The organism is Proteiniphilum propionicum, assembly GCF_022267555.1.
GTDB classification, from domain to species: Bacteria; Bacteroidota; Bacteroidia; order Bacteroidales; family Dysgonomonadaceae; genus Proteiniphilum; species Proteiniphilum propionicum.
The window spans coordinates 1,303,435-1,318,801 of record NZ_CP073586.1 but is presented as its reverse complement, the minus strand read 5'-3'; the positions used below and the strand labels follow the sequence as shown (position 1 = coordinate 1,318,801).

The window sequence follows — 15,367 nt, the reverse complement described above, 5'->3', positions numbered from 1 at the left end:
ACGCCCTAATTAATGCCAGTGGCAGTAAAAAGATAAAAATCTGAAATTTCAATGTATAAGATAAGTAAAAAATTTTCTTTCTCGGCAGCACACTCACTGTTTGGCTTGCGCGACGATCACCCCTGCAGCCGTGTTCACGGGCACAACTATGTTGTTACCATTCATCTCCGTTCAAAAGATCTGAATGAGCAAGGCTTTGTAAGGGATTATAACGAACTGAAAATCGTGAAAGAGTACATTAATAAAACATTAGATCACCGGAATCTCAACGATATACTTTCACCGCTCAACTCGTCTGCAGAAAATCTGGCAAAAATGCTCTACGAGGTTTTCAAACCACGGATACCTGAACTATACGCTGTTGAGGTAAGTGAGACGCCTAAAACATCAGCAATCTATGAACCTGACAGTAAATGAAATATTCTACTCGCTCCAGGGAGAGGGCGGCCGGGCCGGACAAGCATCTATCTTTATCCGACTGGCTAAATGCAATCTGAATTGTAGCTTCTGTGACACTGAGTTTGAGCAGGGAATAAAAATGTCACCTGAAGAGGTACTGAGCACAATAGGAAAATATGGATGCAGATGGATCATCTGGACCGGAGGTGAGCCCACACTGCAACTTACGGATGATGTTGTTGCCTTCTTTAAGGAAAAAGGATACTTACAGGCGATAGAGACCAACGGAACAAAAAAGGTGCCTGCCGGGATCGATTATATTTCATGCAGCCCAAAACAAAATTTCGAGAAAATCAGAGATCTTATTCCCGAGGTTGATGAATTGCGTTTCCCCATCAAAAAGGGGGATCCATTACCCGATATATCTATTCTTCCCAAGACAGATAGATATCTGCTGAGTCCAGTCTTCGATAATAACAACATCATTAAGGAGAATGTGGATTATTGCATATCACTCATTAAGGAAAACCCTTTATGGGCATTGAGTCTTCAAACGCATAAGCTTATCGGTATACCCTGATATGACAAATTTCCATTTAACCATATTGGGCTGCGGATCGGCTATGCCCACAACTCTGCATAACCCTCCCTCACAACTTATAGATGTGAATGAAAAGCTTTTCATGGTTGATTGTGGCGAAGGGACGCAGCTTCAAATGCGGAAGTTCAAAACACGAATGAGCAAGCTTCACAGCGTTTTCATCTCACACCTTCACGGTGACCATATATTCGGGCTTCCAGGATTGCTCTCAACACTCAGCATGCTGGGCAGGACAGGCGATCTGAATATATATGCCCACAAAGAGATCGATTTTTTGTTAAACCCTTTCCTGCTATATATGGGAAGACACCTGTCATTTAAGATTAACATTATACCCCTGAATCCCGATAGCCATGAACAGATTTTCGAAAACAGGTCTATTCGTGTTTTTTCTTTCCCGCTGAAACACCGTATTCACACCAACGGCTTTATTTTTGAAGTAAAGGAGTCGCCAAGGCATATCATTCGTGAAATGATAGATTTCTATTCCATCCCTGTCAGCCAGATAAGAGATATTAAAGAGGGAGCTGATTTTGTTACACCAGATGGAACGTTGGTAAAAAACGAGCTGCTCACCAACCCCGGCACTCCGTCACGAAAGTATGCCTACTGCTCCGATACAGCTTACAGTCCGGAGATAATTCCCTACATCGAGAATGTTGATTTGCTTTACCACGAGGCAACATTTGCCGAAAGTGAACTTGTCCGGGCCGGGGAAACCTTCCACTCCACCGCACGTCAGGCTGCCGAAATTGCCAAGGCCTCAAATGTAAAAAAACTGATCATAGGACATTACTCGTCCCGATACAACGAGCTTGGGATACTTTTGAAAGAAGCTATTACAGTATTCCCCAACACTGAACTTGCCATTGAAGGAAAAATTTTTGAAATATAAAGGAAGACGAATGCAGTATTGTTCCGGGATCGACTGGTTTGTTCACATATTTTCTCTAATTTTGTGAGCAAACATCACTCTATGAAGATAATCGGTTCCATAATAATGGCGACATATCTAATTTGCTGGCCTGTTTTCACTTTAGATGCACAGGAGAGCTCGAATTGGGCTGCAGAGATGGAATCACGAAAAGACAATACCCGCCGTTTTATCCATAAGAAGCCAATAAAAGAAGATAGCGGTAAGATTGTTATAACTGAGGCACAAAAGAATAACTCCGGCTGGAATATCACAGGTAATGCCCAAAAAGAGAATCTAAACCGACTTAATGAAAAGGAAGAGTCACAGGATGAAACAATAATCAAGCTGGTTGAAAACCGTTTAAAAATAGAAAATCTTCCAGAAAACAGCCTGCTGGAGATATTTAACATAATGGGTGTAAAAGTTTACAACAGGCGTATAAACGCTGGTACAAATGAATATACACTAGCCCTTCCAAGAGGGTATTATATAATAAAAATCGGTAAAATCACAAAGAAAGTGGCAATAAAATAATTCCTTACCCTCTTTTTTATATCTTTGCAATTCCATTTTTTAAATAACTACTAAAATGAAGACAGCTATTGTAGGCACTAGTGGAGCTGTAGGCCAGGAGCTGCTCCGAGTGTTGGAAGAAAGAAACTTCCCCCTGGACGAGTTGATATTATTCGGTTCTTCAAGAAGTGCCGGTACATCATATACTTTCAAAGGCAAATCTATTAAAGTAAAAGAATTGAAGCACAACGACGACTTCAAAGGAGTTGATATAGCATTTGTCACTGCAGGCGGAGGCACCTCTCTTGAATTTGCCGGAACCATCACCAGACACGGAACCATTATGATTGACAACTCCAGCGCTTTCCGCATGCATGACGAAGTGCCTCTTGTTGTTCCTGAGGTGAACGGAGAGGATGCTTTGAACCACCCCTTGGGCATCATAGCCAACCCAAACTGTACTACCGCTCAGTTAGTAGTATCTTTACAGGCAATTGAAAAGATAGCCCACATCAAAAAAGTGCATGTAGCTACCTATCAGGCTGCATCGGGTGCGGGAGCTGCCGCCATGCAGGAACTGGAAAATCAGCACAAACAGCTGGTGAACGGTGAAGAGCCAACAGTATCCAAATTTGCTTATCAGCTGGCCTACAATCTGATCCCTCAGATAGACGTTTTCACCGAAAACGGCTATACAAAAGAGGAGATGAAGATGTACAACGAAACCCGAAAGATCATGCATTCTGACATAGAAGTAAGCGCTACCTGTGTCCGTGTACCGGTAATGCGTGCGCATTCCGAGGCTATTTGGATTGAAACCGAACGTACTGTGTCTGTTGATGAAGCACTGGAGGCATTCAACAATGCCGACGGTATTGTAGTTATCGACAATCCGGCAAACAAGGAATATCCAATGCCGCTGGGCCTTACAGGTAAAGACCCAGTTTATGTTGGACGCATCCGCAAGGATCTAACCAATGAAAAAGGATTAAGCTTCTGGAGCGTTTCAGACCAGATAAGAAAGGGAGCAGCGCTAAATGCCGTGCAGATAGCGGAGTATCTTATCAAACATAGTTAGAGAGTTGAAATTTTTCATTTAGGCCAGTTATCTAATCGTTGGAATGCAAATCATTTTCCACATGGTCATGATTCATAAGCACCCTGTGCGGGAGCGTGCCGTGCCCAAGTATTTCTATAGGACAGGACTCATAGGCACCTGCAAGCCACTCCTGCGATATATCTGTACCCGGATGATAATGTAGCCCCTGGTTCACGCAGGCGATATTTTTCACGAGAGAGAGTATAGTTCCCACATCGTGCGATACCAGCACAATGGCAATATCTTTATTTATTTCACCTAAAAGCTTGTAAAAATTACTTTCAAAAAATTTATCCACGTAAGTACTGGGCTCATCCAGAATAATCAGTTTCGGATTGTCAATTATTGCCCTTCCAAGCAACACACGCTGCAGCTGGCCACCAGACAGCTCTCCTATGGCACGTTTTAAAAGATGGTCTATACCAAGACGTTCGGCCACCCTTCTCACGCTCTGCCTCTCTTCCAGCCTGAATCTACTTAAAAGGTGCTTCGGGGGAGTCAGTCCCGACAAGATCACTTCCGACACAGAGATAGGAAATTTCTTATCAATCTGGTTTATCTGAGGCAGATAGCCCATATTAATAGAAGGTACCTTTTTCCCGTTTTCAAAGAAACTGATTGTTCCCGAATATGGCTTTAATAATCCCAGTATCGCTTTCAACAGTGTAGTCTTTCCACCGCCATTTGGGCCGATAATACCAAGGAAGTCGCCACCGTAAATAGTAACTGACACATCCGTCAGTACTTTCGGTTTGTTATCATAGCCAACCGTAAGATTCGATATTTCTATCAGTTTATTCATCGGTTTCACGTGCTAAGATAGATGCAATACGAAGCAGTTCCTCATCCCACTCATACTTCAACGGGTCAATCTCAAATACTTTTGCGTTGATCTCTTTTGCAATCACCTCAGCATTTTTAATATCAAAGCCACGTTGAATAAAAATTGTGTTTATCTTCTCCCTCCTTGCAATGTCTATCAGATCCTTAATCTGCGAGGGAGAGGGGCTCTTACCTTCGAACTCAACACTGTATTGACGAAGGCCGTAATCCTTTGCGAAATAGCCCAGTGCGGGATGGTATATGATAAACGACCGGGAAGGCGTATGCTGTAACAGGTTACGAATAAGGCTGTCTGTCCTGTCAATTTTATCAGATAGTTTTTCAAATTTGGAGAGATACAGCTCTTCGTTCTCAGTATCAACATTTACAATAGCATCTAACATGTTCCCTGTAAAAATCTTCACAGCCCTTGGTGATGACCACACGTGGGGATCCATGGCGCCGTGCAAATGGCTATCCTCATCTGAGTGGCTATGATCATGCCCGCCCATTAATTCTATTCCGGCAGAACAATCCACAATACCCACATCTGGGTTGTTGCTGGATAAGCGTGCCGTCCACGCATTTTCAAACCCCAGATTTCCCACCTTAAAATAGAGAATGCTTTTCCCCATCTCAATCATAACCGATGGTGCAGGTTCATATGTCTCGGGACTTGTTCCGGGTGGGACCAGTGTATTAATGGTAAACGCGTCACCAACAATCTGATCAAGAAAGTAACGCTGGGGTTCAATAGTAACAGTCAACACCCTTTTATTATCAGCTTCACCTCTTTTAGAAGCTGAGTTACATGCCTGAGCAAGCGTAAAAATCAAAATAATGCAAAGATATTTATTCATCCGATTAAATTATTTCTTTGTAGTGTAAATCACCTGATTGCCTGTTTTTCTTATCCTGCAGAACTAAAAATAATTTTAGCAAAACCTCAATCTGCCAATATGTATTAAGTAACACACGACTTCAGGCCATTTAAATACAAAATTAAAAAAATTCACCCGAGGATGAAATAGTAAACAAAGATTTCCTAATTTTGTTTGTCAGATAAATATATGAAGGCCATTATTGAAACAACTAAAGATGGATCGCACACACTGTTTGTGCCTGAACTGAATGAACATTACCACTCCACGCACGGTGCCATTCAGGAGTCGGGCCATATATACATCAATGCCGGGCTCAATTATTGCGATAAGCAGACGGTCAACCTCCTGGAAATTGGGTTCGGCACGGGCCTGAATGCTTTCATGACTCTCCTGGACAGCGAAAAAAAGAACAGAAAGGTAAATTACACAACTTTTGAGCTCTACCCACTCCCGGTTATAAATGCTGAGAAATTAAACTACAGCAGGATTCTGGCCCCAACCCAAAATGAAGTGTTTATAAGTCTACACAATTCGCCTTGGAATACCCCAACAGAAATAACCCCAGACTTTACACTTAATAAACTTCTGATTGATGTTCAAGAACTCCCGGATTTTCGGCCACATCAAACATTTGACGTGATCTATTACGATGCCTTCGCACCTGAGAAGCAGCCAGAAATGTGGACACAGGAAATTTTCGACACCCTCTATTCACTCAGCAACTGCGGAGCTGTACTCACCACCTATTGCGCTAAGGGGTCTGTCAGGAGAATGCTTCAAGTATCCGGTTTTTTTGTGGAGCGCCTTCCGGGGCCTCCTGGAAAACGGGAGATAATAAGAGCTGTAAAATAAAAATGATCCCTGACAAAACAGGTATTCCCTGTTGCCTTCTAATCAGAAGCCTTGTTAACATGGTAAGCTATTTTTACAAAAAAGAACATTTCTGTATTCCCCTGCTGTCTTCTAATCAGAGGCGCTGTCAAGCTCTGCTACAATCTCATCCAAACTCTTTTCTTTGCCACTCATGAATATTCGTTGATGAAAAGAGCAGAGCTCTTTCTGTATACCGGCAAACAGTCCTTTTTGTTTCGGCGAAAGAGGATAAGACAATAAAAAAGCACTTTTTTTCAAATCAGGGAAGATAGTAATAAGCTCATTTCGTCCCTTTCCGGTAATAAAAACACGCATACTCCGTCTGTCAGCCTCATCACGACGTTGATCTATCAGCTCTTTTCTAAGCAGCCGGTTTATAACTTCATTACCAGATGTCTTCTCCATTGCATTCATGTTGTTTAACTCCGTTTTGGAGAGGCTTTCACAATTCAAGAGCGAAATCAGATAGGTATATTCATCCATCGTCTGCAATAGAGAATTTTTCAGCAATTTTTTTACATAAAATTTGGAATAGCGGTGCAACAGGCTAATCTGTTGAGCTATCTGGACTTCGGCTGAAGTTCGAAGATCAACATTTTTGCTACATAAATATAGTATAAAATCGTCAATTTCCGGTGTATCATCATTCGAGAGCGTATTCTCAAACTTTTCCAGTTCATCAATAATTCCCAATAATATTTTTTTTGTCCTCATATAATACAATTATAGACGTAAATGTACTATTTATATAAATATTATACAAATTTATTTGCTATTTAGTCCGTAAATGTATTACTTTGCTGTAAAAACAATTGAATATGAATATTGCGGCACGACTTTCTGATGCCGGGAAAGAGTATAAAACAGGAGATACTACTATTGTTGCGCTTCACCCCTCTACAATTGCATTCAACAAAGGTGAGGTAACGCTTATAGTAGGCCCTTCAGGCTCCGGCAAGACAACACTTTTATCGTTGCTGGGCTGCGTGATCTATCCCACCATGGGCAAGGTGTGGGTGGGCGACACCTGTGTAAACGAGCTTTCGGAAAGAGCCCTGGGCTCATTAAGACTGAATCATATAGGCTTCGTATTTCAGGGCTTTAACCTGCTAGCACCACTAAATGCTTTGGAGAACATCATGCATCCGCTAATCTTGCAGGGTAAAAGCCGGAAAGAGGCAAAGAAAAGAGCACTTGAACTGATACGCACCTTCGACATGGAAGACCGGAAAAACAATCTTCCGCGCAACCTGAGTGGAGGACAACAGCAACGCATTGCAATTGCCCGTTCACTTATCACCGACCCCAGATTAATATTGTGCGACGAGCCTACTGCCTCTCTCGATCACCAAAGTGCAAAACAGGTGATGGATATGTTGAGTAATCTATCCCGTGATAACAGGGCGGTAATCATTGTAACTCACGACATGAGGTTAAAAAAATATGCAGACCGTACAATATATGTCTCTGAAGGAAAAATAGTCGACAGCGGTTCGGAAGAGGATTTTTAAATCGAAGATTCAGATTTCAAACATATGATTTAAATAAAAAAAGTAAACCATATATAAATGAAAAAAGATTTTTTATTGCTTTTGATATCACTGGTGATCACCTCAGCCTGCAGTAATCAAAAAGATCGGCAGGTTACCGTAACACTGTCATCCCCTTCACGTATAGTGGGAATAGGAAAGATCACTCCCCATGGAGGAGTCAGCGAGCTAGCCTCCCCCGCTTCGGGAATTGTAACAAAGGTGTGTGCCAAACCAGGTGACACGGTAAAGGAGGGAGATCTGTTGCTCCTACTGGATATGACAGACGAAATGCTTTCGGTAAAAGAGAGCGACACCCGTATCATCTCTCAGCAAAATGCCGTGGGTTCAGCAGCTGCAGCTTTGGAACATGAGAGGATTTCACTGGTCGAAAAACTTCGCCTGCTGACCGATGCCCGTGAGCTGCTGGAGGCAGGAGCCGCTACCGGAGAGGATGTACGCAAATTGCAGAATGAATATGATAAGGGTTGCGAACTGTTGAAAAAAATGGAAAACGACTACCGTGAACAACAGGCACAACTCAAAGAAATAACCATACAGCGATCTTCACGGATAAAAGATCTGGCCCGTACCCGGTTCCAGGCACCGTTCGACGGGATTCTGCTTGATATCACACCCCGTGCTGGTGAAGCGCTAAGCCTATATGAGACTTACGGACGCATCGCACCCGATGCGCCGCTCATTGTGATGGCTGAGATAGATGAGTTATATGCACGTGATCTGGCTTTGGGAATGCACTGTACAATAAATCTGCCGGGGGACTCTGCCGTTACGGCTTTGGGAGAAATCCTGCACATCTCACCCTACCTGAAGCGAAAATCTCTCTTCTCAGACAGCGGCAATGAGTTGGAAGACCGTCGCATACGTGAGATAGAAGTATCTCTGCACAGTATGCGAAAAGATCTACTTATCGATACAAAAGTGGAATGTACAGTCCATCTAAATTAACCGACCATGATCTCGACAGCCTATAAATTTGTACGATTTGAAAAATCCAAAAGCCTGGGTATCCTCACTGCTATAGTCATCAGTATCTACCTGATTGGAGTGGAGTTGGGCATGTTCTTTTACCTTGCAAATCTTATCGGCGGCATTGTAGGTAATTCAAATTCCGACTATGCACAGATTTTTGTAGTAAAGAGACAGACCAATAACGTGAATCAGCTCTCTCCTTTCGATATAAGATGGGTGAATCAGCTAAGGAGCGTTGAAGGGGTGGATGAGACCCATGGCTTTATTGTTGCGAACGTATCGGTCAAGCTCCCCAACGGCAATGATGCACCGGCAATGATAATAGGCAGTGATTATCCTGCCATGGCAGCAGGTCCTCATCCTGGACTGCTCCTGTCTGGCGACATACATAACCTTTCTTTTCCCGATATGGTATCTTCCGATTATTACGACAACAGAACATTCGGTTTTGACCTTCAGCAGGGTACTCAATTTGAAATCAACGGAAAAACGGCCACTATTGGTGTAACAACAAAAAGTGCTAAAGGATTTTCTACTCCGCTAATCTATACAACCACATCAAAAGCACGGTTCTATTCCGGATTATCAGGTTTTATGGTCAGCGGAATCATTGTCACAGTAAAAGACCCTGACAAAATTGAGCCGGTTATTTCACAGATCAACCATATTGCACCCGACCTTAAGGCATGGCGCTCCGATATGCTCAGTAAAACTACAATTGTAAATGTAATGACGGCAAACAATATGGGTATGAGTTTCGGAACTCTTATAATTTTCGGTATCATCAGCGGTTTCTTCATTATCGGGCTCACTATGTATTCTGCCACCTACGATCGGATAAAAGATTACGGAACACTGAAAGCTATAGGGGCATCGGGCCATTATATAAGCCTACTCGTTATATCCCAATCGGTTATCTACGCCGTAGTTGGGTTCACCGTTTCCCTGTTATTGCTAATTATCACCAAAGCGGGTATGGCAAAAGCCGGGCTGATTATCGGCCTGACACCTCCCTTTCTCATCTTCCTCTTATCAGTGACATTACTCATTTCAGTGGGCAGTTCATATTTTTCGATCAATAAACTAAAAAAAGTGGAACCATCATCGGTGTTTCGTTAAAATTTATTTTTCCTATGAAAAAAATTACACTCATAGCAATATTCATTCTATCGGCTGCTTCTGTTGCACAATTACCCGCAAAGGAAGCTGTGTCACACGAGCATTCAAAGAAAGTTGTTGAACAAAATCCCCCAAGAGAAGCTTTGTCACAAAAACCAATTTCTGAATCGCTTACGCTTGACAGAGCTATGGACTATGCACTGGGTCATTCACCCATACTGAGTGTAGAGAAGCTGAAGCTGGAAGATGTAACTATTCAGGTTAAAGAAAGCCGCCTGGAACACATCCCCGACATTTATCTGTCAGGAGAATTGAGACGCAACCTTATAATTCCGGCAACCCCGGTACCTGCACATGCTTTCAATCCCTCATCACCGGAGAGTGAGATTATGTACCTGCAGTTTAACACGAAATGGAACTCCTCTGCAGGTGTTAACCTAAAGTACGACCTGTTCAATCCTGAAAAGTTACATCGAGTTGCACAACAGAAGCAACAGTTAAGAATTCAGGAGTATGAAGCACAGATTTCAATTGATGATTTCAAGGAGAGGCTTGCTCTCGCCTATGCTGAATGCGTAATTGCAGAAGAGCAGAAGCTTCTGCTTTTGAAGGATACAGTCTATTATGCCGGCCTGTTGAACAATGCAAATCAGCTCTATATGAAAGAGAGAATTACACTTGCGGTGAAAAACGATGCAAATAGAATCTACAATGAATCGATTGCCAACCTCCTGGAAGCTGAAAAGATTGCCGGGGAGCGAAAAGCGGAACTACTTTACCTGATGGGCATGGAAGTAACACTCGAAAACATTGCATCACTCAACTTAAAAGAAGATATTACTGCTTTGCTGAAGAATATTGAAGAAAATTCATCCTACACTCCTGCATTGAACAACCTTGAGGAGCTACGACAGCAGGAGGTGGTGAATCTGGCAATACTAAGGCTGATAACGGCCTCATGGAAATATGCCCCCACCCTAACCATTAACGGCTATTACGGTTCCAGCTACTACAACAACGAACCATCGTTTTTCAACAACAAATACTGGAGGGGGAACAGCTATATCGGCGTTTCCCTGAAAGTACCGGTTACACAGTCACTCACCACATCGAGTGAGGTTTCCCGCTTACGACTACAAAAGCAGATAGAGGCGGAGAACCTGCGTGACATTAGAAACAACAGGGAGAAAGAGCTACTCAATGAACTCTCGCTTCTGCAGGTAAGAAAAGAGAGCTATCGCCTTAGTCGCGAAAATTGGGAGATGAGTCAACAAAATTCAAAAGCAGTTCAGTTACAGTTCGACAAAGGGTATATACAGCAAACCGACCTGCTCAGTGAGCAACTTAAGATTCAACAGTCCAGGCAAAATTATCTACAGGCAGCCTACAATCTGTTCTCCAGCATAATAACAGTAAAAAACAGATAAAGATAGCAAAGCCTATATGCCTATCTTCTCTTACCAATTTCCCATTCTGGGCAGCTATGTCTGAAGAAAACTCAAATCCATAAATTAAAAGATGCCCACAATCAGCTCAAGTCTAAACTTTTACACATTGGGCTTACCGACTTAATTGAGACAAAAAACAAAGCGAAACTGACTCTTGGGGTCAGTTTCGCAATGATTTGTTATGCCCTTTTTACTGGACAGCAACAGTGTATATGAACATGCTTTTATGGAATTACAATATCATTACTCCATTCGGCAGGAAACAGATCAATAGCTAACTCCTCTGGTTTATAGAATGTTCTATATTTAATTACTTTGCCTTTAGGTATTTCATTAATAACTACATTATCGGAATTTTCTACTGTAACAATTTTTACAGAATTGTCTTCAGGCGAGATATACTTTACTTCAAGCTTATTATAATTACTTGGTGGTACATGCCATTCTATCTTTACTCCCTGATCTTGGTTGATTTTGGAAACTTTTTTTATAACTCTATTCGTTAATCCACTAGCATAAACATCTCCATAGATAGAGGAAAATGCTGGAACTTTGAGCGAACGTTGATCATATTTATTAACGTTTACAATCTCAAAACTGTAATTTCCTTCTTCCATTTCATGGATAATAATTAAAGAGTCTTTACCAGCCTTCAAGCCTTCACAATCGAATGTTATTGAATTAGCACCATTATTCCAGTAAAGAATTGTATGGTTCAATTTATTACCATTCGAATAGAATAGTTTAAATTCTGCTCGTTTATTGCCGGGGCAAATTGATACCGAATCTACCTTTTGAAGGTAAACCGTTTCACCATCTTCCAAGTATACTTGATGTTTATCCAAGTAACTATCGCATGATGTAATCATTAATATCGATATTAGAACTAATATATAGTTTTTCATATTTCTGATCAATTAAATATTATTTAGAAATTAATTGGTTTCTTTTCAACCTTAATCTTCATCTTCCTCACCTTCAAGGCGGTCGTCACCAAAAAGATTAACCTCGGAAAGCAAACCACCTGAATTAGCACCGTCAAAAGTAGTGGTTACTCTGAATCGCAAATAGGTGTATTTTACTGGGACCTCACTTAATGGTAGCACAAATTCGTGTCCTCGATTCTTGGCAACATCAAAGTCTTCCTCTGTCATAGAAGCATTATTTACCCAACCTCCCGAAGGCATTTTAATTTCGCAAGTCATAATATACTTCCATGAAGGATTATTAACAGGATCTTCAGTTGATGGATTGACTTCCGTTGAACCGTAAAGTTCCAATACACGAACATTAGCACCATAATAGAAGTGTGAATAGTTGGTAGCGCCCCATGCATATTGCCATAATACAATGCGTGACAATGTGGTAGGAGTTGGAAATTTCACTGTAGAAACATGTGGCAATGGTTTATCGCCTGCCGGCCAGAAAATGTCACCCCATCCTGGAGCAGATTTTTGGTCATCCCACCATTTTCCCATACCACTTGGATTACTGATATTGATAAAATACTCAGAACCTGGGATAGTCAATTTAGTATAGTCGAGTTCTTTTTCATAAAGAGGGGTAATGGTAAAATTGTTCATATCAGTATAGTTATTCCAACGGTCTCTGATTTGTACTAAGTATTCGGTCTTTTTACTCTTTTCACCACGTATGGTTAATTCACCTTTTGCGTTTTTAGAGTAGAATTGATCTATCAATATTGTATCAGGAGACTCTATTCTGTAAATAAACAATGCAATAGTACTTTGGTCTACATTATCCCAAGTTATTTGCATACCGCCAAAGTCGGGGTATACAGTTAATGATTCTAGAACTGCGTCCAATGGCGATTGGTTAGGCACGAAAGACAATGTATATGGCTCAGAATAATTTTCTGAATTATCTACTACATATAATTTAATGTCATGTGCGTTAGTATCGCGATAACCTTCCACTATTAAAGAGTCGGACAAGAATGATCCTCTAACAGTGAATTTTTTGCCACTTGTAATGGTATATTGAGCTTCAACACAACGTAAATCCTTCTCATCAGGTAGTGAATATTTAATAACAGCACCACCTGCGATTGGACGGTAACTTACATCTGCAGCAGTAAGTGCGGCAGGGGGATTAGTGTCAACCTTTATTGGCACTTTAAGATCATCTTCATTTGTACAGGAATAGATGAATATACAAAGAAGTGTGAATATTAATGATAAAATTTTTATTTTCATATCTTATATGATTGTTTGTTTAACTAATTTATCACCATCCTTTTGTTTGAACTAAGGCCGGATTCTTAACCATACTCTCTTGAGCAATAGGCCATAAATAGTCCTTCTTTTTGAAGTTAGGCCTTTTTCTCACAGTTTCAGTATAAAATGTTTCAGGAGTTTTTCCTTCAGTATCCCAACAAGTGATAGGCTGGTTGTTCACTGATTCAAGTTTCAACCAACGACGGATATCCCAGAAATTGTGTCCTTCGAATGCCAATTCAATATCACGTTCTTGTTGGATAATCAATCTTAAACCATCTTTAGTAGTTGGTTTGTTAGGATTGGTAGAATTATTCCATGACTCCACAACACCTTTTAATCCGGCACGCTCGCGTACCAAATCGATGTAGTGAATAGCATCGCCATCTGGGTCGCCAGCTTCGTTTGCAGCTTCAGCATACATCAAATAAAGATCGGCTAAGCGCAATAGAGGGAAAGGATAAGGAACATAATTAAATGTAGATGTTTGTGCACTACCTGTTAAAGTAGTTTCAGGATTAACCAATTTCATCGCTTTCATACCTGTCTTGTCTCCCCAACCACTGGAGTAACCTTGTTTGTTGGCAGATTCACCTTTATAACCTCTTACAATGTGGAAGTTATCACCATTGTTACCATTCGAGTAGCGTTTTGCCCTATTGAATGATATGGCAGAGTAATAACGTGGCTCGCGTTGAAGATTAAATTCTGCTTGCATTTCATTTGGTGCTACATAGTCGATTTCTTCAGCTGTAGGTAAACGCAAATCAGTTATTTTCTTATTAGCCCATGCTGGATCTTCTTCCATTGGCAATCCGTTGGCTGTATAGAAACGTTTTGCTGTGTTTAAAGTAACGCAAAAGTTTGGGTAGATCACACCTCCCCCTGCAGCTTCTGTTACGCCTAAGAAGTTAACTATTGATCCTGTTTGCAGGTTATGAGTGTTAGCTTGAACATTGCCCCAGATCAACTCGTCAGTCCAGTCTCTGTTTGTAACAGCACCTCTCAATGTCAAGTCCATTCTACGTGGTTTAGCAATTGAACTTGACTCATATTTGTAAAGTTTTATGCCTGCTTCGTGGCATGCGTTAATGGCTATTTTAGCAGCTTCACGAGCTTTTTCCCATTTTGATTCATCGTATTGGCTCAATAAAGCTTTTCCATCAGGGTTTGTCCAGTCGGCCAAGTATGCATTACCATTGAACAATGGGCTTGCTGCCAATAAAAGAGTTTTTGCTTTTAGGGTCAAAGCAATAGGCTGAGTAAAACGGCCCAACTCTTCAGATTTGTTGCTAATTACTGGTGGTAAATGATCAGCGGCTTCATCTAAAGTAGTAACAATAAAATTGACACATTCGTCCATTGTGTTACGATTTAAACGAATATCATCAGTACTAGAGTCAATTGAATACTCTTTAGTAATCAAAGGTACCGGGCCATATTGACGTACCAGATAGAAGTAGCAATAAGCAATAATTACTTTTGATTCAGCAATCCAGCGCTGCTTATTTAGCTCGCTAATATTAATCACCTTATCAATGTTATTTTGAAAGATATAACACTTCCTTATAGTTTTGTACAATGGAGTACCTCCATTAGTACCTCTATAATTATCTACATAAGGATTGTTAGAATTTTGGAACCCGTCTTTAATTCTAAAAGGAGTCTTAAAAGGGGCATCAATTTCTGTATAAGAATCTTTTTGCCAGAATTCGTATGATCCTGCCATTGCGGGATCGGTATTGCCGTTATGCTCTTTCGGAAGGCCGGCATAGCATGTAAATAGATATCTTTCGGCAGTTGTTTCATCTGCAAAAGCATGATCAAGCGTTGCAACGTTGTCTGGAATAATATCCAGGTAACTGCAAGAGCCAAATGACATGATTGCCATAAGAATGCTAAATATTATTGATATATGTTTCATAGTTAAACTA

The 15,367-nt window shown here is 41.1% G+C and carries 15 protein-coding genes and 1 pseudogene; 10 read left to right on the top strand and 6 right to left on the bottom strand.

The genetic code is table 11. The features are described from left to right. Positions 1-51 precede the first annotated feature (51 nt). The 5 genes from KDN43_RS05175 to KDN43_RS05155 all read left to right on the top strand — a co-directional run bounded on the left by KDN43_RS05175 (position 52) and on the right by KDN43_RS05155 (position 3,507). Positions 52-417, top strand: a complete 366-nt coding sequence (locus KDN43_RS05175; RefSeq protein WP_238868602.1) for a 6-pyruvoyl trahydropterin synthase family protein — start codon at positions 52-54, stop codon at positions 415-417. After that, entirely contained in the window at positions 398-979 is a 582-nt protein-coding gene (locus tag KDN43_RS05170; RefSeq protein ID WP_238868601.1) for a 7-carboxy-7-deazaguanine synthase QueE, read from the top strand. The genes KDN43_RS05175 and KDN43_RS05170 overlap by 20 nt, the downstream gene beginning before the upstream one ends. 1 nt (position 980) lies before the next feature. Further along, on the top strand, positions 981-1,895 hold the full coding sequence (locus KDN43_RS05165) for a ribonuclease Z (RefSeq protein WP_238868600.1): 915 nt from the start codon (positions 981-983) through the stop codon (positions 1,893-1,895). A gap of 81 nt (positions 1,896-1,976) precedes the next feature. Next, complete coding sequence (locus KDN43_RS05160; RefSeq protein ID WP_238868599.1) at positions 1,977-2,450, top strand: T9SS type A sorting domain-containing protein; 474 nt, start codon at positions 1,977-1,979, stop codon at positions 2,448-2,450. A gap of 55 nt (positions 2,451-2,505) precedes the next feature. After that, positions 2,506-3,507, top strand: coding sequence for an aspartate-semialdehyde dehydrogenase (locus KDN43_RS05155; protein WP_238868598.1), 1,002 nt, complete (start codon positions 2,506-2,508; stop codon positions 3,505-3,507). 31 nt (positions 3,508-3,538) lie between these two features. Here KDN43_RS05155 and KDN43_RS05150 read toward each other — a convergent pair. Both KDN43_RS05150 and KDN43_RS05145 read right to left on the bottom strand, forming a co-directional pair. Continuing rightward, a pseudogene (locus KDN43_RS05150) lies at positions 3,539-4,249 on the bottom strand (metal ABC transporter ATP-binding protein); the annotation flags it as partial. 73 nt (positions 4,250-4,322) lie between these two features. After that, entirely contained in the window at positions 4,323-5,210 is an 888-nt protein-coding gene (locus tag KDN43_RS05145; protein WP_238868596.1) for a metal ABC transporter solute-binding protein, Zn/Mn family, read from the bottom strand. A gap of 210 nt (positions 5,211-5,420) precedes the next feature. On the opposite strand from KDN43_RS05145, the gene mnmD reads away from it, so the two are divergent. Next, positions 5,421-6,086, top strand: coding sequence for a tRNA (5-methylaminomethyl-2-thiouridine)(34)-methyltransferase MnmD (gene mnmD, locus KDN43_RS05140; protein WP_238868595.1), 666 nt, complete (start codon positions 5,421-5,423; stop codon positions 6,084-6,086). A gap of 111 nt (positions 6,087-6,197) precedes the next feature. On the opposite strand, the gene KDN43_RS05135 is transcribed toward mnmD, so the two are convergent. Further along, positions 6,198-6,821, bottom strand: a complete 624-nt coding sequence (locus tag KDN43_RS05135; protein WP_238868594.1) for a MarR family winged helix-turn-helix transcriptional regulator — start codon at positions 6,819-6,821, stop codon at positions 6,198-6,200. 104 nt (positions 6,822-6,925) lie between these two features. On the opposite strand from KDN43_RS05135, the gene KDN43_RS05130 reads away from it, so the two are divergent. From KDN43_RS05130 to KDN43_RS05115, 4 genes are read left to right on the top strand one after another with little or no spacing between them, the layout of a single operon-like run. Continuing rightward, on the top strand, positions 6,926-7,618 hold the full coding sequence (locus tag KDN43_RS05130; protein WP_238868593.1) for an ABC transporter ATP-binding protein: 693 nt from the start codon (positions 6,926-6,928) through the stop codon (positions 7,616-7,618). Positions 7,619-7,675: 57 nt separating this feature from the next. After that, complete coding sequence (locus KDN43_RS05125) at positions 7,676-8,605, top strand: HlyD family secretion protein (protein WP_238868592.1); 930 nt, start codon at positions 7,676-7,678, stop codon at positions 8,603-8,605. A 6-nt stretch (positions 8,606-8,611) separates the two neighbouring features. Beyond that, a complete protein-coding gene (locus tag KDN43_RS05120; protein WP_238868591.1) occupies positions 8,612-9,748 on the top strand; it encodes an ABC transporter permease in 1,137 nt (378 codons plus the stop codon). A gap of 14 nt (positions 9,749-9,762) precedes the next feature. Continuing rightward, positions 9,763-11,175 carry a TolC family protein gene (locus KDN43_RS05115; protein ID WP_238868590.1) on the top strand — a complete coding sequence of 471 codons (1,413 nt, stop codon included), beginning with the start codon at positions 9,763-9,765 and terminating at the stop codon, positions 11,173-11,175. A gap of 245 nt (positions 11,176-11,420) precedes the next feature. Here KDN43_RS05115 and KDN43_RS05110 read toward each other — a convergent pair whose 3' ends face one another. Genes KDN43_RS05110 through KDN43_RS05100 form a run of 3 tightly spaced genes read right to left on the bottom strand, consistent with a single transcriptional unit; the run spans position 11,421 to position 15,357 of the window. Further along, complete coding sequence (locus KDN43_RS05110; protein WP_238868589.1) at positions 11,421-12,101, bottom strand: DUF4998 domain-containing protein; 681 nt, start codon at positions 12,099-12,101, stop codon at positions 11,421-11,423. Positions 12,102-12,152: 51 nt separating this feature from the next. After that, the gene (locus KDN43_RS05105; protein WP_238868588.1) at positions 12,153-13,412 is read right to left on the bottom strand and encodes a DUF4959 domain-containing protein; all 1,260 of its coding nucleotides are present in this window, start codon (positions 13,410-13,412) and stop codon (positions 12,153-12,155) included. Between the two features lie 31 nt (positions 13,413-13,443). Next, positions 13,444-15,357, bottom strand: coding sequence for a RagB/SusD family nutrient uptake outer membrane protein (locus KDN43_RS05100; protein ID WP_238868587.1), 1,914 nt, complete (start codon positions 15,355-15,357; stop codon positions 13,444-13,446). Positions 15,358-15,367: the final 10 nt, after the last annotated feature.